The 19,821-nt window shown below is 37.3% G+C and carries 20 protein-coding genes; 11 read left to right on the top strand and 9 right to left on the bottom strand.

Features of this window, described 5'->3' with window-relative positions; translation table 11 throughout:
- Nucleotides 1–2,312 (bottom strand): L-type lectin-domain containing protein (locus DEU42_RS17210; protein ID WP_255418270.1); only part of this gene is annotated, 2,312 nt, incomplete at its 3' end.
- Nucleotides 2,313–2,935: 623 nt separating this feature from the next.
- On the opposite strand from DEU42_RS17210, the gene aqpZ reads away from it, so the two are divergent.
- Nucleotides 2,936–3,658 (top strand): aquaporin Z, encoded by a 723-nt coding sequence (gene aqpZ, locus DEU42_RS17205; protein WP_114759573.1) that lies wholly within the window; start codon nucleotides 2,936–2,938, stop codon nucleotides 3,656–3,658.
- A 78-nt stretch (nucleotides 3,659–3,736) separates the two neighbouring features.
- Here the strand turns inward: aqpZ and DEU42_RS17200 are convergent, their stop codons facing one another.
- Nucleotides 3,737–4,633 carry a DUF6515 family protein gene (locus DEU42_RS17200; RefSeq protein WP_199509111.1) on the bottom strand — a complete coding sequence of 299 codons (897 nt, stop codon included), beginning with the start codon at nucleotides 4,631–4,633 and terminating at the stop codon, nucleotides 3,737–3,739.
- Between the two features lie 87 nt (nucleotides 4,634–4,720).
- Complete coding sequence (locus DEU42_RS17195) at nucleotides 4,721–5,449, bottom strand: DUF2092 domain-containing protein (RefSeq protein WP_114759572.1); 729 nt, start codon at nucleotides 5,447–5,449, stop codon at nucleotides 4,721–4,723.
- A 149-nt stretch (nucleotides 5,450–5,598) separates the two neighbouring features.
- On the opposite strand from DEU42_RS17195, the gene DEU42_RS17190 reads away from it, so the two are divergent.
- The gene (locus tag DEU42_RS17190; RefSeq protein ID WP_114759571.1) at nucleotides 5,599–6,171 is read left to right on the top strand and encodes a pentapeptide repeat-containing protein; all 573 of its coding nucleotides are present in this window, start codon (nucleotides 5,599–5,601) and stop codon (nucleotides 6,169–6,171) included.
- Nucleotides 6,172–6,325: 154 nt separating this feature from the next.
- On the opposite strand, the gene DEU42_RS17185 is transcribed toward DEU42_RS17190, so the two are convergent.
- Nucleotides 6,326–6,769, bottom strand: a complete 444-nt coding sequence (locus DEU42_RS17185; protein WP_114759570.1) for a hypothetical protein — start codon at nucleotides 6,767–6,769, stop codon at nucleotides 6,326–6,328.
- Between the two features lie 124 nt (nucleotides 6,770–6,893).
- A complete protein-coding gene (glyA, locus tag DEU42_RS17180; RefSeq protein WP_114759569.1) occupies nucleotides 6,894–8,168 on the bottom strand; it encodes a serine hydroxymethyltransferase in 1,275 nt (424 codons plus the stop codon).
- Between the two features lie 108 nt (nucleotides 8,169–8,276).
- Between glyA and fahA the strand changes: the two genes are divergently transcribed.
- On the top strand, nucleotides 8,277–9,563 hold the full coding sequence (gene fahA, locus DEU42_RS17175) for a fumarylacetoacetase (protein ID WP_114759568.1): 1,287 nt from the start codon (nucleotides 8,277–8,279) through the stop codon (nucleotides 9,561–9,563).
- A gap of 37 nt (nucleotides 9,564–9,600) precedes the next feature.
- On the opposite strand, the gene ytxJ (DEU42_RS17170) is transcribed toward fahA, so the two are convergent.
- Both ytxJ (DEU42_RS17170) and ytxJ (DEU42_RS17165) read right to left on the bottom strand, forming a co-directional pair.
- Nucleotides 9,601–9,987: a bacillithiol system redox-active protein YtxJ gene (gene ytxJ, locus DEU42_RS17170; protein ID WP_114759567.1), complete on the bottom strand. Its 387-nt coding sequence runs from the start codon at nucleotides 9,985–9,987 to the stop codon at nucleotides 9,601–9,603.
- Entirely contained in the window at nucleotides 9,987–10,385 is a 399-nt protein-coding gene (gene ytxJ, locus DEU42_RS17165) for a bacillithiol system redox-active protein YtxJ (RefSeq protein ID WP_114759566.1), read from the bottom strand. Before ytxJ (DEU42_RS17165) ends, ytxJ (DEU42_RS17170) begins: the two co-directional genes overlap by 1 nt.
- Nucleotides 10,386–10,512: 127 nt before the next feature.
- Between ytxJ (DEU42_RS17165) and clpB the strand changes: the two genes are divergently transcribed.
- The gene (gene clpB / locus DEU42_RS17160) at nucleotides 10,513–13,119 is read left to right on the top strand and encodes an ATP-dependent chaperone ClpB (protein WP_114759565.1); all 2,607 of its coding nucleotides are present in this window, start codon (nucleotides 10,513–10,515) and stop codon (nucleotides 13,117–13,119) included.
- A gap of 71 nt (nucleotides 13,120–13,190) precedes the next feature.
- Here clpB and DEU42_RS17155 read toward each other — a convergent pair whose 3' ends face one another.
- A complete protein-coding gene (locus tag DEU42_RS17155; RefSeq protein WP_114759564.1) occupies nucleotides 13,191–13,433 on the bottom strand; it encodes a hypothetical protein in 243 nt (80 codons plus the stop codon).
- 274 nt (nucleotides 13,434–13,707) lie between these two features.
- Between DEU42_RS17155 and DEU42_RS17150 the strand changes: the two genes are divergently transcribed.
- The 7 genes from DEU42_RS17150 (at nucleotide 13,708) to DEU42_RS17120 (ending at nucleotide 19,511) form a co-directional block, all read left to right on the top strand.
- Complete coding sequence (locus tag DEU42_RS17150; protein ID WP_114759563.1) at nucleotides 13,708–13,902, top strand: hypothetical protein; 195 nt, start codon at nucleotides 13,708–13,710, stop codon at nucleotides 13,900–13,902.
- Entirely contained in the window at nucleotides 13,892–14,851 is a 960-nt protein-coding gene (locus DEU42_RS17145; protein ID WP_114759562.1) for an alpha/beta fold hydrolase, read from the top strand. Before DEU42_RS17150 ends, DEU42_RS17145 begins: the two co-directional genes overlap by 11 nt.
- Nucleotides 14,852–14,921: 70 nt before the next feature.
- Complete coding sequence (locus DEU42_RS17140; protein WP_114759561.1) at nucleotides 14,922–15,356, top strand: SRPBCC domain-containing protein; 435 nt, start codon at nucleotides 14,922–14,924, stop codon at nucleotides 15,354–15,356.
- A 6-nt stretch (nucleotides 15,357–15,362) separates the two neighbouring features.
- Nucleotides 15,363–16,214, top strand: a complete 852-nt coding sequence (locus DEU42_RS17135) for an aldose 1-epimerase family protein (protein WP_114759560.1) — start codon at nucleotides 15,363–15,365, stop codon at nucleotides 16,212–16,214.
- Between the two features lie 60 nt (nucleotides 16,215–16,274).
- Nucleotides 16,275–16,700, top strand: coding sequence for a hypothetical protein (locus DEU42_RS17130; RefSeq protein ID WP_114759559.1), 426 nt, complete (start codon nucleotides 16,275–16,277; stop codon nucleotides 16,698–16,700).
- A 79-nt stretch (nucleotides 16,701–16,779) separates the two neighbouring features.
- A complete protein-coding gene (locus tag DEU42_RS17125; protein WP_114759558.1) occupies nucleotides 16,780–17,931 on the top strand; it encodes an ATP-binding cassette domain-containing protein in 1,152 nt (383 codons plus the stop codon).
- 11 nt (nucleotides 17,932–17,942) lie between these two features.
- Nucleotides 17,943–19,511 carry a hypothetical protein gene (locus DEU42_RS17120; RefSeq protein ID WP_114759557.1) on the top strand — a complete coding sequence of 523 codons (1,569 nt, stop codon included), beginning with the start codon at nucleotides 17,943–17,945 and terminating at the stop codon, nucleotides 19,509–19,511.
- Here the strand turns inward: DEU42_RS17120 and DEU42_RS17115 are convergent.
- Nucleotides 19,508–19,744, bottom strand: a complete 237-nt coding sequence (locus tag DEU42_RS17115) for a VF530 family DNA-binding protein (protein WP_114759556.1) — start codon at nucleotides 19,742–19,744, stop codon at nucleotides 19,508–19,510. The genes DEU42_RS17120 and DEU42_RS17115 overlap by 4 nt on opposite strands.
- Nucleotides 19,745–19,821 lie beyond the last annotated feature (77 nt).

The following is a 19,821-nucleotide window of genomic DNA, read 5'->3' as shown; positions in this document are numbered from 1 at the left end:
TCGGTATCGTCATCACATAACTCATACGCTGTCATCACCGGGATAGCAGGTCGTGGGTGTACGATCAGCTGGATCGGTACTACAGAACGGCAGTTGGTCGTGGTACCTGTTTGTACTACGCTTGCATAGACCGTGCCCAATATACTGTGGTAGTTCGTAGGGTCCGTAATAGGGTTTACACCAAACTCTGCGGCTGCCTGCGTGCTGTGGTAGGTGATCGTAAGACCGCTCTGGCCGTTTAATATCTCTACGCCTGCCGGGGTAAGGTCAAAGTACGCATAGCCGTCAAAGTTATCTGCGCACTCCTCTAACGGGGTGGCAGGGGAAACTGTTGGGGCACTGTTTATCGTTACTACAAAGTCTGACTCATCTGAACATACCGTAGTAGCATCTCCAGTTACGGCATAGATGTATATCGTCTGGCTTGTCGTAATAAAATCACCTGCATTTAGTTGTGTACCTGTTCCACCAGCTCCTGTGTAGTAGTTACCTGTTGTTAATGCAGGAAGCTGGTATGAATCACATGCTTCTACATCTGCTTTTTGTTCTACAGTTGGAGATGTATAAATTGTTACATTAAAACTTGTTTCATCAGTACAAGTATCAGGAGCTGTACCGCTCACTGCATATACATAAACTGTCTGTGAAGTTGTTAATGGAATAAGAGGATCAAGTTGTGTACCTGTTCCACCAGGACCTGTATAATAATTACCTACTGTAGGCTGTGTAAGCGTATACGAATCACAACCTGACTGATCAGCAATAGGTGCAAGTACCGGTTGCGGATCTACAACTAAAGAAAGTGCCTCAACATCAAAAGCAGGCGGACCTATCGTAACTGAAGGATCATCACATCTTACCCAAACGGTTTCAGTTGGCCCTGAATAGGTTGTTGGATTTGTGATAGGATTTGTTTGTGTGTTGGCATCAGCCTGAGTATTATAAAACGAATACACATATGATGCAGGTACAGGATTTGCAACTGTCATCTCATCAGTATACGAAGTAAGATCAAATATTACCTCTCCATCATAAGGAGCAGGCTCACAAGCATGAACTGCATATGGTTGTAACTCAACACTACAATCATTTATAATAAGCTGAAAAGGTCTCACAACATAACAAGGTGTAGAAAAACCAACAGCTTTAGCATAGATTATTTGTCCATTGTAACCAGTATAATTATTTGAAGGAAAAATCATAGGATCTCCATCATTAATCTGATCCATTGACTCATAATACTCTATATCATACTCCCCCGGATCAGCAAGGGGAGCTTTCATTATCGGATCATTAAGCTGTAGATTAAATGAGGCTGTTTGAGCTGGGTCACCACAAACAGCGAGATCTTCTGGGTCTGCAACCTCCACATCTGGTATTGTTGCAGTAAAGTCCCTCACATAAGTTTGTCCGCAGTTATCAGTTACGGTAAGTGTATACGTAGTAGTAACCATTGGGGTAAAAACAGGATTTGCAATAGCAGGGTTACTTACACCCGTAGTTGGCGTCCATAGATAGCTTACAGCCCCTTGTATAGTACCATCAACATTACTGATTGATTCCCCTTCACAAACTGTCTGATCCTGAAGACTGGTAGGTAAGAAAGAAAGATATTTAAAACAAACCGATTGTTGATTAGACAAGGCTCCTGTTGAACCAGTAAAACCAAAATAAACAGTAGGATAACCTCCAAAAACAGAAATAATAATCTGGTTATCATATACAATACGCACCTGACAATCAAAAACTACTGTCAACGTATGGGTAGCAGCCCTCCAAAGTATTTTCACCTCATGTTGTTGGTTGTCTTTTATATTTGTAGAAGTTGTAGAAGCCTGTACAGGTGCCACCAGATTATCGCTTGTAAGGTGGCTAACGTTTCCTGCTTTATGAATTGCAATGTGGTCATAAGCCGGATCACCCCAGTTACTGTTGGTATAAGTATCAAACTCAATAGCCATTGATGGGGATTCTGGTAAATTTCCATAACCAAGCTGTCCTCCTACCGCTCCTAAAACCGGATTAGCTGTAGATTTTAAAATAAACGCCATACCATCGGCACCACCGGCATTTGCTCCAAAAAAAGCATCAAATACTATGTCAAAATCCTGAGACAAATCAATTGGGTTGTTGTACCAAGCAGCTCCTGAATTCGACTGAGTATTTGTTGTTATAGTATAACAGTTAGTCCCGGTAGAAGTTGCACTTCCTATAAAGGATGGAGTTAGCTGGGCAAATGCTGATACAGAAAAAATTAAAAAAATCCCTAAAAGCGAAATTCGAAATTCAATATTCTTTTTATGAAATATCATAATTTATTAACTTTAAATAGTAATTTAGAAAGTATATAAGCCTATTTTAGATTTGGTAAGAATCGTTGCGATATGAATTTAAAATTTGGCTCCGGACAAAAATTTGCAAATAGGGACGATAAAAGTAACTCATGCTTAATATAATAGGTAATTTAGGTTTCAAAAGAATGTCAAATCTAAGCTTTTTCATTAACTTTTTATTTCTAAAAAATTAACTTTTAATAATATCACTTAAAACTTAGTTTTTGTTTAAAATAAAACACATATTGAAATAATTTTACTCAATTAATTAAACAAATTAACATTATAAAACCCTACCTAGAAATATTCCTACTTCATTAAGTATTGAAACTTCAAAAATAATTTAAGATTACTTCTACACAATTTAAAAACAAGTAGTAAACAGGTAAAATTACCAAAAAACCAATCATTGACTTTTTTTTATTAAATTAGCTAAGCTTCACAAAAAGCTTACTATAAATAGTATATCTATAATTCAAGGCTTTTCCTTTAGGCTACTTATGTTCTTAAAAAGAATGCTATTATCCCCTTTTATTCGGTTACTGTTACAAGGAATTTATTCACTGTCTATATAATTTCAACCAAACTAAATCAATTAAATTATGACAAAAAAATTCGCAGCAGAATTCATCGGAACCTTCTGGCTTGTACTGGGAGGATGTGGTAGTGCCGTTTTGGCGGCCAATTTTAAATCAGAACCCTTTATAGGCATTGGTCTTGTGGGAGTAGCGTTTGCTTTTGGACTAACTGTATTAACAATTGCTTATGGCCTGGGGCGTATATCTGGAGCACATCTTAATCCTGCAGTAACCATTGGACTTTGGGCCGGAGGACGTGCAGAAAATTCTCTGGTAATACCTTACATTATTGCCCAGGTACTAGGAGGTATTGCCGGTGCTGCAATTCTTTACCTTATAGCTACAGGTAATGGCAGCGATATAGGCACTTTTGCAGCAAATGGTTATGGAGAACATTCACCAGGTGGATATAATCTAACCTCAGCTTTTGTTACAGAGTTTATAATGACGATGATTTTTATCATCATCATCATGGGTGCTACCGAAAAAGACCGTGCCAGAGAAGTATTTGCAGGTATTGCTATTGGCCTAGCGCTGACTTTAATACACTTGATCAGTATCCCTGTAACCAATACATCGGTTAATCCGGCAAGAAGCATCAGCCAGGCCATTTTTGTACAAGGATGGGCTTTAGAGCAACTATGGCTTTTCATAGTAGCTCCAATACTGGGAGGAATCGCAGGAGGCATACTCTACAGAACACTTTTATGTAAAACCGATTTTGAACCTGAAGACAGAGTACAATAAATTCATTATACACGAAAAAGCATCCGCCTGGGCGGATGCTTTTTTATTGGCATATAGCCAGGAACCAGTTTTTTTTAACTATTCATTTTTTACTTCAGCAACCTCATACTGATTTTTACCATCAACCTTAACAGGCTGATAATAAGTATCACCATATTTAACATAGGTTTGCTCTCCTACCCTAACCTCTTCAGCACCCTCAGGCAAATGTTCTACAACTGTACCTGCAGTTGGAGGAACTACGGTATAGCCTCCACCAGACTTCTCATAATACGTACCTCCATAATAATAATTGTTTGTGGTTTCATTAACAGTCACTGTCTGGTAACCATCAGGCAAAACTTTAATTGTAGCCCCCACAGGAGCCTGAACTACAGTATATCCTCCATTACCCTGGACATAATATACACCCTGATCATAATGGTATTGCTGATTTTCTATTGAAATTATTATAGCTGTAGTAGCTAGTGAAGCTACAAAGAAGCCCCACGGATGCCATACCGGCCCCCAGTAAAAAGGACGAAAAGGATGGTAATAATAAGGTCTGTAACAATAATATCCACGTCCACCATAGCGATATGGAGGCCTATGGTACTCTCTATGATTAGAACGTACTATAGTATTACGGTTATTATTAATATTCACATTAACATCTCCTCCTCTATGGTTCACATTTACCCTGTTTCCTGAGTTACGATTACCTACATTGTTATTATTACCTCTGTTAACATTATTGTTATGTGATACTCTGTTACCGCCGTTATTATTTCTGTTATTATTATTTCCTACACTATTTCTGTTAGATGTATTTGTATGCTTGTTTTGAAATGAAGAATTTCTGTTCGTTGAACGGTGACTACCACCATTTATAGTTCGATTACCCGCGGGCCTAGACATAGCTGGCTTAGATCCACCACCCATAGAACGTCCACCGCCCCCCCCCGCCTCTTCGGCCCATTCTCTGAGCTTCAGCAATTGACGGTGAAAGCAAAATCAGAATTACTGCAAAGGCAGCTATTTTCTTTACGATTTGTTGATTTATGGTAAGCATATCCGATGAGATTATTGGTTAGATTTTTTTAGCATAACAATTTCGGTTGCCAAAGGAGGCTCATTAAAATCAAAAAGAGCATCCGGTAAATCCGGATTTATTTTCCAGTCCGAAAACACTCCCATATACTGAGGACTATTAGGTTTATCTTTATAAATAACCAGGAAACGTAATGGTAAATTCATAGCATCGTCTGATATCCATAACTGAACGCTTTGGTTTTTACTATCTGCCAAAATATGATAACAATCCTCTCCGTCAACTGTTTTTCTACCTAAAAAAGTAACTGAAGTAAAGTCGGCCAGAATATCATCTGCAAAAGTTGGATAGAAAAAATCAGAAGCAGGAAAATCGACTCCGTATTCATCATGTACAGCATCTATAGTTTCTATAATGGTTGATGGCACCTCAAGAACAGAATAATTATTTTCAGTATATGAGTAATAGACTAAATGTCTTCCATTATACCAAAATCCTTTATGATTATCATCTCCCTTAAGCTGAACAAGCATCTTATCGGGCCCTTTAAACATAACTTCATCGTCAGAAAACTTTTTCTCAAGACCAATATCTCCTGTAACATCCTGCGAAACATTGAGCTTAAAACTACAGGAATTAAGTCCTCCTATTACATCACTCATCCTGTCTAGAATAAGTACTGCGACAGAATCTACTTTTGCAGCTTGCGAATAACTTGCAAAAGAAATTAGTACACTAAAAAGTAAAAGTGTTTTTCTCATAAAAGGTTGGTTTTTGGTTATCTCTCTTAAAATTAGTTAATTATCAATCATTTAACACATTTTAAAATCAATTTAACAAAAAATTAAAAAATACAATTTTACCAATGCAAGTTGATTATAACCGATATTTGCCAATCAAAAAACAGATTATGTCAGAGAATTATTTGATAGCACATGAGTATAATGATGTGACTTTTGAGGAGGAATCAATCATGTATAAAGATTTTGAACGCTGTACTTTTACAGATTGTGATTTTTCAAACTGTAATTTTACCGGTGTAGCTTTTATAGATTGTACTTTTTCCGGCTGTAATTTTTATGAAGCTAAAATAAACTACGTTGCTTTTAGAGGAGCTTTATTTACCGACTGTGATTTTAACGGTGTAAATTTCTCAATGGTAGATCCGTTGCTTTTTGAAATTGAATTTAAAGACTGCCAGTTAGACTATGCGAAATTTTATACTTTAAAAATTAAAGGTACTACTTTCACAAATTGTAGTCTTATAGCTGTAGATTTTATGAGTACAGACCTTACCGGAGTGATGTTTGACAACTGTAACATGCACAAAGCTGTATTTATTGATTCAATAGCCAATAAGGCTGATTTTACAACCAGCTACAACTTTTCTATTGATCCTGAACGCAATAAGCTTAAAAAAGCGATATTCTCTCAGGCAGGATTAAAAGGCCTGTTAGATAAATATGATATTATCGTAAAATAAAAAGCCTATTTATTAGGCTTTACGAAATATGCGATGTACATTTGCAGCTCACTATTAACCATGTTACAAAGGTTGATAGTTTAAAGACCCAGGGGCTTCCACTCACGGGTCTTTTTTATTTTTACACATATACAACTCCGTTTCTATACCATCCCTATTGTTTGTATGCATTTAAAACAGTAACCTCATACGCATCTTTGCTCAATAAAAGCTGAAGCACTGAACCCTCTATAGCTTTCCAGGCAAGGTTTATTTTTGAATTTCCTTTTTGTATTGATTTATTCATACTGTCAGGCGTTTTGTTATTGTTATTAGCCGTTATATCTTTTCCTTCAATGCTGTTATATATATCCGGATTTTGAATCGACATATCGTTCTCTTCAAGCATGCGCTGCACCAGAGCAGTTGCATCACTCAGCCCCTTAGGAGTTTTTTCAAATGACATTCCTACATCATAGCTACCTTTCTTTAGCCATTGTCCGGTAACTTCCATAGACGGATTATAATTACCTTTTACATCCAACGCAGTTGATCCAAAAGTTTGAGCATTACAAAATACACTTACCAACAGAAGAACAGTTATATAAATAGTTTTCATAAATAATTGATTTTAAGTTGCAACTTAAAATTATGAAAACCTTTTTCCTGTTAAAAGTATTTTAACAAAACAAAAAATCCCGTTCGCTGTAGCGAACGGGATTTTAATATATCTGAAACTGATATTAGAATACAAATATCGGTCTTTCGCTCATCATTTCGTTAACCTCATCAGCTACCTGCTCAAGAAGTTCTTCATTAGCAGGATCTAAAATAACACGGTCAATCATGTCAACAATAGTTTCCATATCAGATTCAACAAGTCCACGTGTAGTAATAGCTGCAGTACCCACACGGATACCTGAAGTTACAAACGGTGATTTGTCATCAAACGGAACCATGTTTTTGTTTACTGTAATCTCTGCTTTTACAAGTGCATTTTCAGCATCCTTACCTGAAATGTTTTTATTTCTAAGGTCGATAAGCATCATATGGTTATCAGTCCCTCCTGAAATGATATCATACCCGCGCTTAACAAATGCCGCAGCCATAGCCTGAGCATTTTTCTGTATCTGTCTTGCATAAGTAAAGAACTCATCAGATAGTGCCTCACCAAAAGCAACCGCCTTAGCTGCGATGATGTGCTCTAATGGACCACCCTGATTTCCTGGGAATACAGCAAGATCGAGAAGTGAAGACATCATTCTTACTTCTCCTTTTGGTGTTGTAAGACCAAATGGGTTAGGGAAATCTTTGCCCATAAGGATAAGACCACCTCTTGGACCACGAAGGGTCTTGTGCGTAGTTGTAGTTACAACGTGGCAATGAGGAATTGGGTCATTCATAAGGCCTTTAGCAATAAGACCCGCAGGGTGAGAGATATCAGCAAAAAGGAAAGCCCCTACGCTGTCAGCGATTTTTCTGAAACGCTCAAAATCCATATCACGAGAGTAAGCAGAAGCTCCTGCAATAATAAGTTTTGGCTGTTCTTTGGTAGCAATTTCCTGAATTGTATCATAGTTAAGACGACCGGTCTCTTTTTCTACTCCATAAGACACAACATTATAAAGTCTTCCTGAGAAGTTAACAGGAGAACCATGCGTAAGGTGTCCGCCGTGAGCAAGATCAAAACCTAAAATTTTATCACCAGGCTTAAGGAAAGCATGGTAAACAGAAGCATTAGCCTGAGAACCAGAGTGAGGCTGTACGTTAGCATACTCAGCCCCAAAAAGCGCTTTAGCCCTGTCAATAGCAATCTGCTCAATTACGTCAACCACTTCGCAGCCTCCGTAATACCTTTTGCCTGGGTAGCCCTCGGCATATTTGTTAGTTAGCACAGAACCCGCAGCTTCCATAACCTGGTCGCTTACAAAGTTTTCTGATGCGATAAGTTCCAAACCGTGAATTTGCCTGTCTTGTTCCTCAAGAATAAGGTCGAAAATTTGTTCGTCGCGTTGCATTGTATAATTTTTCGTTAATTTGTCGTCAAAAGTACAAAAAACGTTTGGTAAAATGAATGTCCAAACTATATTTGACTATTCAATAAAACAAAAAAAACATAACAAAATATGGCGCTTACAGCAAATGATCCATCAAGAAAATCCTGGCTTAACGTTCCTAAAGACAGCGATTTCCCTATACAAAACATCCCTTTTGGTGTTTTTATAACTAAAGAAGATGTAGTAACCATAGGCACAAGAATAGGCGATTATGCTATTGATCTTGGGGCTCTTCAGCAGTTAAATTACTTTGAAGGGATAGACCTTACCGATGATATGTTCATGCAGGATACCCTAAATGATTTCATTTCAGACGGAAAAAAAACATGGAGGCTGGTGCGTAACCGTATCGCTGAACTTTTTGACACCAACAACCCTAAACTTAGAGATAACGAAGATCATAAATCAATAGTAATCTTTAACGTGCAGGATGTAGAAATGCAGCTTCCGGTACTTATCGGCGATTATACTGACTTTTACTCAAGCCGTGAGCATGCTACCAATGTAGGCATGATGTTCCGTGACCCGGCAAATGCATTATTACCAAACTGGCTTCACCTGCCTGTAGGTTACCACGGAAGATCGTCTACGATTATCCCTTCAGGTATTCCGGTACACCGTCCTTTGGGACAAACATTGCCAAATGGTGAAACACAACCGGTATTTGGCCCTTCAAAACTCGTAGATTTTGAACTAGAAATGGCTTTCATCACTACAGATGCTAACATTATGGGTGAGCCTGTTTCTGTTGAGGATGCAGAAGAACACATCTTTGGTTTAGTACTTTTTAACGACTGGAGTGCACGTGATATCCAAAAATGGGAGTATGTTCCACTTGGGCCATTCCTAGCTAAGAACTTTGCTTCATCAATATCGCCTTGGATCGTTACTCTTGATGCTTTAGAGCCGTTCCGTGTAGAAGGTCCTTCTCAGGAGGAGCCTAAGCCATTAGAATACCTACAGCAAAAAGGTGCTCATTCATTCGACATTAACCTTCAGGTGGCTATTGAACCGGAAAATGCTGAAGAAACTGTTATATCTAACTCAAACTTCAAGTACATGTACTGGAGTATGGCACAGCAATTAGCACACCATACAATAAATGGATGCCGTGTAAATAGTGGTGACCTAATGGGTAGCGGAACTATCTCCGGGCCTACTCCTGACAGCTACGGATCGATGCTTGAGCTTACCTGGGGTGGTAAAAACCCTATCCAGATGAAAGACGGCAGCGAGCGTAAATTCATTAATGACGGTGATACCGTTATTATGAGAGGTTATTGCCAGAATGATACTGTAAGAATCGGATTTGGTGAAGTATGCAGTAAGCTTCTTCCTCCATTCGAAAAGAAATAAAAATTGAAACGCCCCGCTAAAACGGGGCGTTTCTTTTTTATATGCTAAATTCAATTTCTACAATCTCCCTATGTGAAGCATGCTTCACCACTACCCCATCCTTTACAAAAATTACCTGGGGCGATTCATGCTTAATATCAAAACGCAATTCTATTTCGTTAGATATATCGCGATGGGCAATAAGGTCTAAAAAATAAGGTTTAGGAATAGTATCCTCAGCATTATAACGCCTTTCGAAATTCTTCAGTAGCGCACTGCTCATATCACAGCGGGTACTATGTTTGAAAATAACTATAGTAATACTATACGATTCATCTATGATTCCTTCAAGCTGTTCAAGAGAAATCAAATCAGTCCATTCTGTTATTGGTTCTGACTGATAATCGAGATAATAATGCCCAGGATGCTTAGCTATAATCCCCATTAAACAGTTACTCTCTCCTTTAGTTCAACTGCATCAATATCGCTATGCGAAACAGTATAAACAGCTTTTCCATTTTTTATAAGAATCAATTGAGGAGATTGATGAACCACATCAAAACGGGAAGCAACTTCATTTGATATATCCCTATGCGCTAAGAGATCAAGAAAATAAGGTTTGGCATTTTCAGCATCAATGGAATAATGCCCTTCAAAATTTTTCAATGCCATACGACTGATACCGCAACGGGTACTATGTTTGAAAATAACAACAGGAACTGAAGCTGACTCCGATACAATCTCATCCAATTGTTTTAGTTCTGTTAAATCGTTCCAATCTATATTTGAAGTTGGGTTATCTTTACTGTTAGAATCGCCGAATAATTTACCGAATACACTCATTTTGACACATTTAAGACATTTTGTCTGTTAATTTTACACTTTTTAGCCCAAAAACCGACAATTCGTCAGATTTTACATACTGGAACATAAATTGAAACATTCTTATCAAATTTAAAAAAATTAAGATATGAACTTTGCCAATTTTACTATAAAATCACAGGAAGCCATACAAAGGGCACAGCAAATTGCCCAAAGTTTTGGCCATCAGCAAATTGAAAACGAACATATAGTTAAAGCTATTTTAGAGGTAGATGAGAATGTTACTCCTTTCCTTCTTAAAAAGCTTAACGTAAACTTACAACTGTTCACCCAGATATTGGACAGCACACTTCAGAGCTTCCCTAAAGTACAGGGTGGCGAAATGGGAATTTCACGTGAAGCTTCTACAGCTTTAAACGAAGCTTCTAACATTGCCCGTAAGATGAACGACGAATTCGTTTCTATCGAGCATTTACTGTTAGCCATCTTTGCTTCAAAAAGCAAAGTATCCCAAATACTAAAAGACCAGGGCGTAACCGAAAAAGCGCTTAAAGCTGCTATTGATGAGCTTCGCAAAGGCGAAAGAGTAACATCAGCCAGTGCTGAAGAAACCTACAACTCGCTAAACAAATATGCTAAAAACCTGAATCAGTTAGCCAACGATGGTAAACTTGACCCGGTTATTGGTCGTGATGAGGAAATTCGCCGCGTACTGCAAATACTTTCACGCCGTACCAAGAATAACCCTATGCTTGTAGGTGAACCAGGTGTTGGTAAAACTGCAATTGCTGAGGGATTAGCACACCGTATCATTCAGGGTGACGTACCTGAAAACCTAAAAGACAAAGTAGTATACTCTCTTGACATGGGTGCGCTTATTGCAGGTGCCAAATATAAAGGTGAGTTTGAAGAGCGTCTTAAATCGGTTGTGAAAGAAGTAACCTCAGCCGAAGGTGATATCGTCCTTTTTATTGATGAGATCCACACCCTTGTAGGTGCAGGTGGTGGAGATGGTGCCATGGATGCTGCAAACATCCTGAAACCAGCACTTGCCCGTGGGGAGCTACGCGCTATAGGCGCAACTACTCTTGACGAGTATCAAAAATACTTCGAGAAAGACAAAGCACTGGAACGTCGTTTCCAAAAGGTTATGGTTGATGAGCCGGATACCGAAAGCGCTGTATCCATCCTTCGTGGTATTAAAGAGAAATATGAAACCCATCACCAGGTGCGCATTAAAGATGAAGCTATAATTGCTGCGGTAGAATTATCGCAACGTTATATAACCAACCGTTTCCTTCCGGATAAAGCTATCGACCTTATGGACGAAGCGGCTTCTAAACTGCGCATGGAGATAAACTCGAAACCAGAAGAACTCGACGTTCTTGACAGAAGGATAATGCAGCTTGAGATCGAGATCGAAGCTATTAAGCGTGAAAACGACGAAAGCAAACTAAAATCCCTCGGGCTTGACCTTGCCAACCTGAAAGAAGAACGCAATGAAATTTATGCTCGTTGGAAAAGCGAAAAGGATGTGGTTGACAACATTCAGGCTGCGAAAACCGAAATTGAGAACTTTAAGCTCGAAGCTGAACGCGCCGAACGTGAAGGAAACTATGGTAAGGTTGCTGAGCTTCGTTACGGAAAAATAAAAGATACTGAAGAAAAACTTCATCAAATGGAACAACAACTTCAGGAAACTCAAAAAGGGCAAACTCTAATCAAAGAAGAAGTAACCCGAGAGGATATCGCTGAAGTAGTGGCAAAGTGGACCGGAATACCGGTAACTAAAATGCTACAGGGTGAACGCGAAAAATTACTTAATCTTGAAGCTGAACTGCATAAACGTGTAGTTGGTCAGGAAGAAGCGATTGAAGCCGTGAGTGATGCAGTGAGACGTAGCCGCGCCGGATTACAGGATCAAAAGAAACCTATTGGTTCATTCCTGTTCCTGGGAACTACAGGGGTAGGTAAAACAGAACTTGCCAAAGCACTTGCTTCTTACCTGTTTGATGATGAAAATGCTATGACCCGTATAGATATGAGCGAATATCAGGAACGCCACAGTGTAAGCCGATTAGTAGGTGCGCCTCCGGGATATGTTGGTTATGATGAAGGCGGCCAATTAACAGAAGCCGTGAGAAGAAAACCTTACTCTGTAGTATTGCTTGATGAGATCGAAAAAGCGCACCCGGACACCTTCAATATACTATTACAGGTATTGGATGAAGGACGTCTTACTGATAACAAAGGACGTGTTGCTGACTTTAAGAACACTATCATCATTATGACCTCAAATATGGGTAGTGGTATTATTCAGGAGAAATTCGAGAACCTGAAAGGGAATGTTGAAGCAGCAATAGAAGCAGCCAAAACAGAAGTACTTGGATTACTGAAACAAACAGTACGCCCTGAGTTCATAAACCGTATAGACGATATCGTAATGTTTACCCCTTTAAGTAATGATAATATTAAAGAGATTGTAGGCTTACAAATCAAGTCGGTTACAAAACTTCTGGCACAGCAAAACATTACGCTGGATGCTACACCGGAAGCCATTGAATACCTTTCTAAAAAAGGTTATGATCCTGACTTTGGTGCACGTCCTGTAAAACGTGTTATCCAAAAAGAAGTAATGAACGAATTGTCGAAACAAATACTTTCCGGCAAAGTAACTACTGACAGTATTATACTGCTCGACAGTTTTGATGGACAATTGGTTTTCAGAAACCAAAGCGATTTAGTTAACAAATAATAGAACTCAAGAATTTATATAAATCAAGAAGCCCAGCATGATGCGGGGCTTCTCTTTTAATGCCCTCGATTTTAACGGGCACTCTTATATTGGTAGTATTGCCTTATAGTCATTACACCTTTTGTTTTATGTTTTCGCTTTACAGCCAGAACATATCCAACAATTGCAAAAAACACACAAGACAACAACAAAATAAACAATGTATTGATCAGGTAGCTGCTAAAACTAACATTATCAAAAGTAAAGTCGTTTATGACAAAATACCCAGCAAAAAACAGAGCCGCTAATACAAAAAGATAGTAGATTGGTTTCATACATGTAAAGTGTTATAAATGGACTTCCTTTCAAATTCTCTATCAAATTTCAGAATTTAAAATGTTATAGTATAGAACTTTATGACTAAATAACTTTTGATTAAGATTTATTTTGTAATTATTGTTTTACACACCAATCGTAATCCTTAAAACATTGACGTTTTACAAGTAAAAAATCAATTAAACAATAATGATGTTAATGTTTTTCTAAACATAATAATGATTTATTATTAAAAAACAAACTTTGCATATAAATATTCAAAACCTATACAAAATGAACTTAAAAAGAATCTTTGGAGCTATACTAACGATACTGGGGGTTGTTAGTCTTGTTTATGCAGCGTACATTTTTGCCAATACCTCAACAGCTGAGCAAAATATCAAAACAACAATTATTTATGGTGTTTTAGGATTACTATTTTTCATCTCAGGCATTGGTCTTGTTAAAACTACCAAAGATGAAGCTTAATCCTGTTCTCTGCTTTATATCTGTTTTTTCTCTCTTTATACTATTAGGCTGCGCTGCGGGTAAAGAGAAAAGTAACCATGCTCTCTTTAAAAACAGAAATGAAGAGCAAAAATATATTAATGCCTACAACAGCAGCCTCACACTTTGGCCGGTCCCCTACACAGAGAAAGATATTCCTACCTCATTCGGTACTGCCCATGTAATAGTAAGCGGCCCTGCCAATGCAGAGCCGTTAGTATTACTTCATGGCATGGATGCCACCTCAACAATGTGGTATCCAAATATTAAGGATTACAGTAAAAACTATCGTGTGTATGCAATTGATTACATTATGGAGGTAGGTAAATCGTCTTTAAAGGAAAATAAAAACCTTAACCATGATGAGATTGTTCAATGGTATGAAGAGATTTTCAATGCTTTAGAAATAAACAACATTAACCTTGTAGGCACATCACGAGGAGGCTGGCTGAGCACCTTATATACGATTCATCATAAGGAAAGAATAAAAAAACTTGTTTTATTAGCACCGGTACAAACATTTAAAATGATCAGTATGGACTCTGATCTTATTAATGCTGCTAATTTTAAAATTGCACCTTCCAAAAAACGGCTGAAAAAGCTTATTGACAATTTTTCACTATATCCCGAAAAGGTAGATCCTAAGTTAAAAAACCAAATGTATCTTGGCAATAAATACAGCAGGACCAAACTTGAACTTTTATCCATGACACCTTTCAGTGATGATGAACTTAAAAGCCTCGACCTCCCTGTGTTGGTGTTGGTTGGCGATCACGACATTTTAAATTCAATTGAAATTGTAAAAATAGCCGGAGATAAAATTCCAGAAGCTCAGGGAGCAGTTGTAGAATCGGCAGGTCATTTCCTTACAATAGACAGAACCGAAGATGTTGACAAGAGAGTATTAGAATTCCTGTCAGAGAAAAATTAAAACCCTGTTAATCATCTGTTTTTAGCTATTTGCTTTTTGTAGTTTTATAATTCAACTAAAAAATAAAGCTATGAAATCACTTATTGTAAAGAACAACATTCGCATTGATGCTTCCGTCACACGGGTATGGGAAGTGCTTACAAAACCTGAGTATATCCGTAAATGGGATAAACTCCCGGAAAATTTTGGCGATTTTCAGATTCACCCTATGACAGTTATTGAGTGGCCCGGCTATTCCACACTAAGGGTGATAGAACTGGCCATTAATAAGAAATTAAAGTACTCACTCTATGTTCCCGCATGGAATGACGAAAGTATTACAGATATAGGTTATACCTATACATTATCAGTTGATGATGATGGCCATACCTGGCTTGGGGTAGAGATAGGCGATTTCGCTATTTTATCTGAAGGCATTAAATATTATGACGCAAGTGTTACCTTTGGCGAAACGGCCTCGCAAAAAATAAAAGCACTGGCTGAAAAAAGACCAATAGCACTCTAAAATATCATGAACGTTACTATTACAAACGAGTTTCTTACCGCAACCATTAATCCTTTAGGCGCAGAACTCATTTCTTTAAAAGACAGCTCAAATGAATATATATGGGAAGGCAATCCTGAGTTTTGGGGCAAACATTCTCCCATCCTATTCCCTATTGTAGGAACCCTAAAGGATAACACCTACACTTACGAAGGGAATGATTACAACATGACCCGCCACGGCTTTGCACGCGATAATCATTTTGTAGTAAAAGAACGTGACAGCAGAAGTGTTGTTTTTTCATTTTCATCGAATGAGGAAACCCTGAAACAATACCCTTTTACTTTTGAGCTTGAGCTAAAATACACATTAAAAGAAAAGACCCTGCATCTTGATTATACCGTAAAAAACTTAGGCGACAAAATACAGCTTTTTGCTTTAGGGGCACACCCGGCATTTGCATTACCGGGAAATTTTGAAGATTACAGCCTTACTTTTGAAAAAGAAGAAGGACTTATAAGCAGCCAGCTTGAAAACGACCTTGTTTCCGAAAAGACTGTCAAAATTGAGTCAGACAAGAATAAACTGGTGCTATCGCATAAACTTTTTGAAAACGACGCTCTTATTTTTAAGACATTGATTTCAAAAAAAATTACTCTAAATAAGTTGGATACTCCATTCCTAAATGTGAATTTCCATGACTTTCCACACTTAGGCATCTGGACTAAAGCTAACGCACCGTTTTTGTGCATCGAGCCTTGGCAGGGATATTCTGACTCATCTACATCTACAGGTAAACTTGAAGATAAAGAGGGAATCGTATTACTTGCTACGGGTAAAGAATATAATGCTGGTTTCTCAATTGAAATATTACGTTAAATTTGTTTTGTGTAACGCAACCGACAAAGGAGCTTTACATCTATTAAAAAACATTAAACAATGAAAACAATGAAATTAAAATTCATCACGCTACTGATAATAGTAGCTTCAATAGGAGGAGCATGCTCACTGGATGATAAAGAACAATATTGTTTTACTTCACAGTATACAGGAATTACAGGAGTAACTGGACCTAGTGCTACTACCGTAAACACTCCTATAACTTTAAATGTATCTTATATCCCTTTAGGAACATGTGGTACATTCAATAAATTTACAGAAACACAAACCATCACAGGGCAAGACTTTCCTAAAGACATAAAAGTCTTAGTAGATTATGAAGGCTGCCAGTGCCCTGCAACAGACACTGCAGTAACAGTTCCGTATATTTTTACAGCAACCACTCCCGGAAGTTATGAGTTGAACTTTTTAACCGGAGTAGAAGCAAATCCAAAAATAACGAGAACCATTACAGTCACAGAATAGAACAAAAGATCTTCCTCAGGGAAGATTTTTTGTTTTTGTAAGAACTTCTTTAATACATTTGAAAATCTAACAACCAATTATGACCGATTTTCAAAAAAGTTTTGAAGAAGCCCAAAGCCTCATCAAGTTCGAAGACTATACCTTAGCCACAAAACGAATCATAGACTTTACGCTTGACACTCAGGAAATTTCATACTATCGTAAAGCAAATGCATTACTCAATTGGCTGGATGCAAATGAAAATAGTGCTGAAATCAGTAAAAAACTGAATTCACTTTTGACTGAATTGTATGAAGCATTATCTGCAAAAAAGGTTAAATCAAAAGAAAAAATTCTCTCCGCATCTCAACTCTCTAAGAAATATTCAGCTTCTTTCGCTTTAGGCCCTATAGACCTTGATCTTTATGAAGGAGATATTATAGGCCTTGTTGGTGAGAACGGAAACGGAAAGACTACACTATTAAGATTACTATGTGGCGAGCTTTATGCTACATCCGGAAATATTGATTACAATTTTGCATATGATGACACATATGACCTGAGAACCAAACTAGTATATATCCCTCAGCGTAATGACACCTGGCAGGGATCGATGTATGAAAACCTCGTTTTTATAGCAGCGAGTTATGGCTACTCCCCTCAGGAAAACAATTTGATTGTTGAACTTATTATTGCCCGACTTGGATTACGAAAATTCAGACTTCATAAATGGAAAGATTTGTCATCCGGTTATAAAATGAGATTTGAACTTGCCCGTATGTTATTAAGAAAACCAAGAGTGCTATTAATAGATGAACCTCTTGCAAATCTTGATATACTGGCACAGCAAACTGTACTCGAGGATTTTAGGGCTATTGCTAAATCACCATTTAGACCCGTTGGTATCATCCTGAGTTCTCAACAGCTTTACGAGGTAGAAAAAACATCTGATCAGGTAGTATTCTTAAAACAGGGTAAACAAAAGAACCTGCATTCTAAAGATTCGCACGACGAAATACAGGAAAAACATTTCGTAATCGAATTCGATAGTGAATGGAGTCAAGCTAAACTGAATAATATATTGAAAGATGCCGGCCTGATAAACCTTCAGTTTAACGGTGGCACTTATATTGCAACATTTAAAAGCTCTGTTACCATGAATGAATTTATGGGAACTGTTATAAAAAACAACATCCCATTATCCTACATGAGAAACATATCAAATTCAACAAGACGCTTTTTTGTATCATAACTGTCTCCTCCATGCTTAAAAAAATTCAAAATTACCTGCTACTCAACCATCCACTTTTATGGAACATTAAATTTGTTCCTGTATTTATTATAACTGTACTTATCAATATCCTGTTTTTTATAAGTGGTTATGTAGATGGTAAAATAGATTATACAAAAACAGTAGATTCGTATCGTTTCAATGATACTATGCCTGAGAGCGTAGTTTTTCTCGCCATCATATTATCCTCCATTGTACTGATTCTATGGATAGTCTTTTACATCCGTAACAATGCTTTTAAAACATTTTATCCCAAAAAAAAGGCTTCTTTGTTTAAAGAATGGATACTGATATTAATATTATGCATTATAAACTGTTCTTATATTGTTAGTTTTATGTATGCCTATGAACTGAGGGCGAGAAACTATTATGAAAAGGAAGAATTGATAAGAAGGCTGGACGTAATTTCTAAAGCCTCAATATTTATTGATGGAGGTTACGAAAGGTCTCAGGATACTATTATTAAAGACAAAAAAATCAGAAGAAAAAATTTCATCTACGATGGCAAAACCTATCAGTTTGGATCGCTCCTGAACAAGACTATGGAAACCTTTTCACTGCAGGAACGTGCTAAAGATTCTATAACATTACGTAAGATAAGGAGATGGCTGATTAATAACAAAAAAGATTCTGTTTGCAAGACTTTTAAGGAGTATATGGGTTTATTGAAAGAACATTCGCTGCAAAGTAGCATAAATAGTGAGCAGTGGCTTGAGCTTGTATACAACTACCCCAATTTTAATAATTATATGATTATTGGCAATGATTCCCGCAATCCTGTTTATGCGTATGACCTTGACAGGAATTACGATGAATATAGCGAAGAATCTGTTTATTATGGTAATGGTAAAGGTATAGATCTCACCATGAACATTAGAAAAATCACTGAAGAGGACACCACCTATTTTCCGAAATATTATGTCTCCAATGACAAATTAAAAACAGCTTATGGAGCAATGTCAAAGGCCTGGACGAACCCTGATGCTAACGCAGCCGTTTGGGCAGGAGTTATTTATTTTGCCATAGGCATGTCAATGCTTTTGTTCTCATTCAGAGTAACCTCCGGCAAAAGCTGGCTGATAGCAGGTATAGCAGGAGGAATAGTAGTAATCATAACTTCTCTTCTATCCATTATAATTACAAAAGTTATACACAGGAATACCGATTACAATCTCATAATAAATAACGAACATTTATTCTTGGCTATATGGGTTGTAATTGTTTTGGTATTGCTGGCTTATTATTTTATAACTTTAAGAAAAAAAGCAAAGAGTAAATCAGCTATTGTACTTAACATCCTGATATGGTTGCTTCCTTTTTTGTTACCTGTATCTTACTTTATAGTTTATGATTATGCAGACTCATTAAATACATCTTATAGGAATGTTCATGATGAGTATATAACTGTTGAGCATCCATTCTATACATGGCTCTCAGAATATCTGGGTATTATGTTATTCATAAACCTTATACTTATAATCGTCTATATGTACTTTTTCACCATTATGATAAAAAAATGGAAAGGAATTGCCGAAGCCTAACGGTCGTTTTCTAACTTAGGCAATGTCCTTACATAAAGTTCCTCAACCTTTTTACGTGCCCAGTCGGTTTTGCGTAAAAAGGTAAGGCTGGAGTTGATCGTTGGGTTAACATTAAAACATCGTATATTTATAAGTTCACCCAATTTATCAAAACCATAAAACCCGACAAGGTCTTCAAGGATTTTCTTAAGTGTAACACCGTGCAAAGGGTCGTTTGAAATCTTCTTTTCCATGAGTGTAAAGGTAGTAAGCTTTTATTATTACCCGAAATTTAAAAAATTATAAAATTTGTAACGCAGCTGACAGTTGT

Origin of the sequence: Flavobacterium sp. AG291 (assembly GCF_003350375.1) — a bacterium.
Lineage (GTDB): Bacteria > Bacteroidota > Bacteroidia > Flavobacteriales > Flavobacteriaceae > Flavobacterium > Flavobacterium suzhouense.
The sequence above is the reverse complement of the archived record's forward strand: the minus strand, read 5'-3'. Positions and strand labels throughout refer to the sequence as shown.

What these genes read in the sequence shown, in the direction of transcription:
- aqpZ (WP_114759573.1), top strand. Translation starts at nt 2,936, where the DNA reads ATGACAAAAAAATTCGCAGCAGAATTCATCGGAACCTTCTGGCTTGTA.
- DEU42_RS17195 (WP_114759572.1), bottom strand. Translation starts at nt 5,449, where the DNA reads ATGAGAAAAACACTTTTACTTTTTAGTGTACTAATTTCTTTTGCAAGT.
- DEU42_RS17190 (WP_114759571.1), top strand. Translation starts at nt 5,599, where the DNA reads ATGTCAGAGAATTATTTGATAGCACATGAGTATAATGATGTGACTTTT.
- DEU42_RS17185 (WP_114759570.1), bottom strand. Translation starts at nt 6,769, where the DNA reads ATGAAAACTATTTATATAACTGTTCTTCTGTTGGTAAGTGTATTTTGT.
- glyA (WP_114759569.1), bottom strand. Translation starts at nt 8,168, where the DNA reads ATGCAACGCGACGAACAAATTTTCGACCTTATTCTTGAGGAACAAGAC.
- fahA (WP_114759568.1), top strand. Translation starts at nt 8,277, where the DNA reads ATGGCGCTTACAGCAAATGATCCATCAAGAAAATCCTGGCTTAACGTT.
- ytxJ (WP_114759567.1), bottom strand. Translation starts at nt 9,987, where the DNA reads ATGGGGATTATAGCTAAGCATCCTGGGCATTATTATCTCGATTATCAG.
- ytxJ (WP_114759566.1), bottom strand. Translation starts at nt 10,385, where the DNA reads ATGAGTGTATTCGGTAAATTATTCGGCGATTCTAACAGTAAAGATAAC.
- clpB (WP_114759565.1), top strand. Translation starts at nt 10,513, where the DNA reads ATGAACTTTGCCAATTTTACTATAAAATCACAGGAAGCCATACAAAGG.
- DEU42_RS17155 (WP_114759564.1), bottom strand. Translation starts at nt 13,433, where the DNA reads ATGAAACCAATCTACTATCTTTTTGTATTAGCGGCTCTGTTTTTTGCT.
- DEU42_RS17150 (WP_114759563.1), top strand. Translation starts at nt 13,708, where the DNA reads ATGAACTTAAAAAGAATCTTTGGAGCTATACTAACGATACTGGGGGTT.
- DEU42_RS17145 (WP_114759562.1), top strand. Translation starts at nt 13,892, where the DNA reads ATGAAGCTTAATCCTGTTCTCTGCTTTATATCTGTTTTTTCTCTCTTT.
- DEU42_RS17140 (WP_114759561.1), top strand. Translation starts at nt 14,922, where the DNA reads ATGAAATCACTTATTGTAAAGAACAACATTCGCATTGATGCTTCCGTC.
- DEU42_RS17135 (WP_114759560.1), top strand. Translation starts at nt 15,363, where the DNA reads ATGAACGTTACTATTACAAACGAGTTTCTTACCGCAACCATTAATCCT.
- DEU42_RS17130 (WP_114759559.1), top strand. Translation starts at nt 16,275, where the DNA reads ATGAAAACAATGAAATTAAAATTCATCACGCTACTGATAATAGTAGCT.
- DEU42_RS17125 (WP_114759558.1), top strand. Translation starts at nt 16,780, where the DNA reads ATGACCGATTTTCAAAAAAGTTTTGAAGAAGCCCAAAGCCTCATCAAG.
- DEU42_RS17120 (WP_114759557.1), top strand. Translation starts at nt 17,943, where the DNA reads ATGCTTAAAAAAATTCAAAATTACCTGCTACTCAACCATCCACTTTTA.
- DEU42_RS17115 (WP_114759556.1), bottom strand. Translation starts at nt 19,744, where the DNA reads ATGGAAAAGAAGATTTCAAACGACCCTTTGCACGGTGTTACACTTAAG.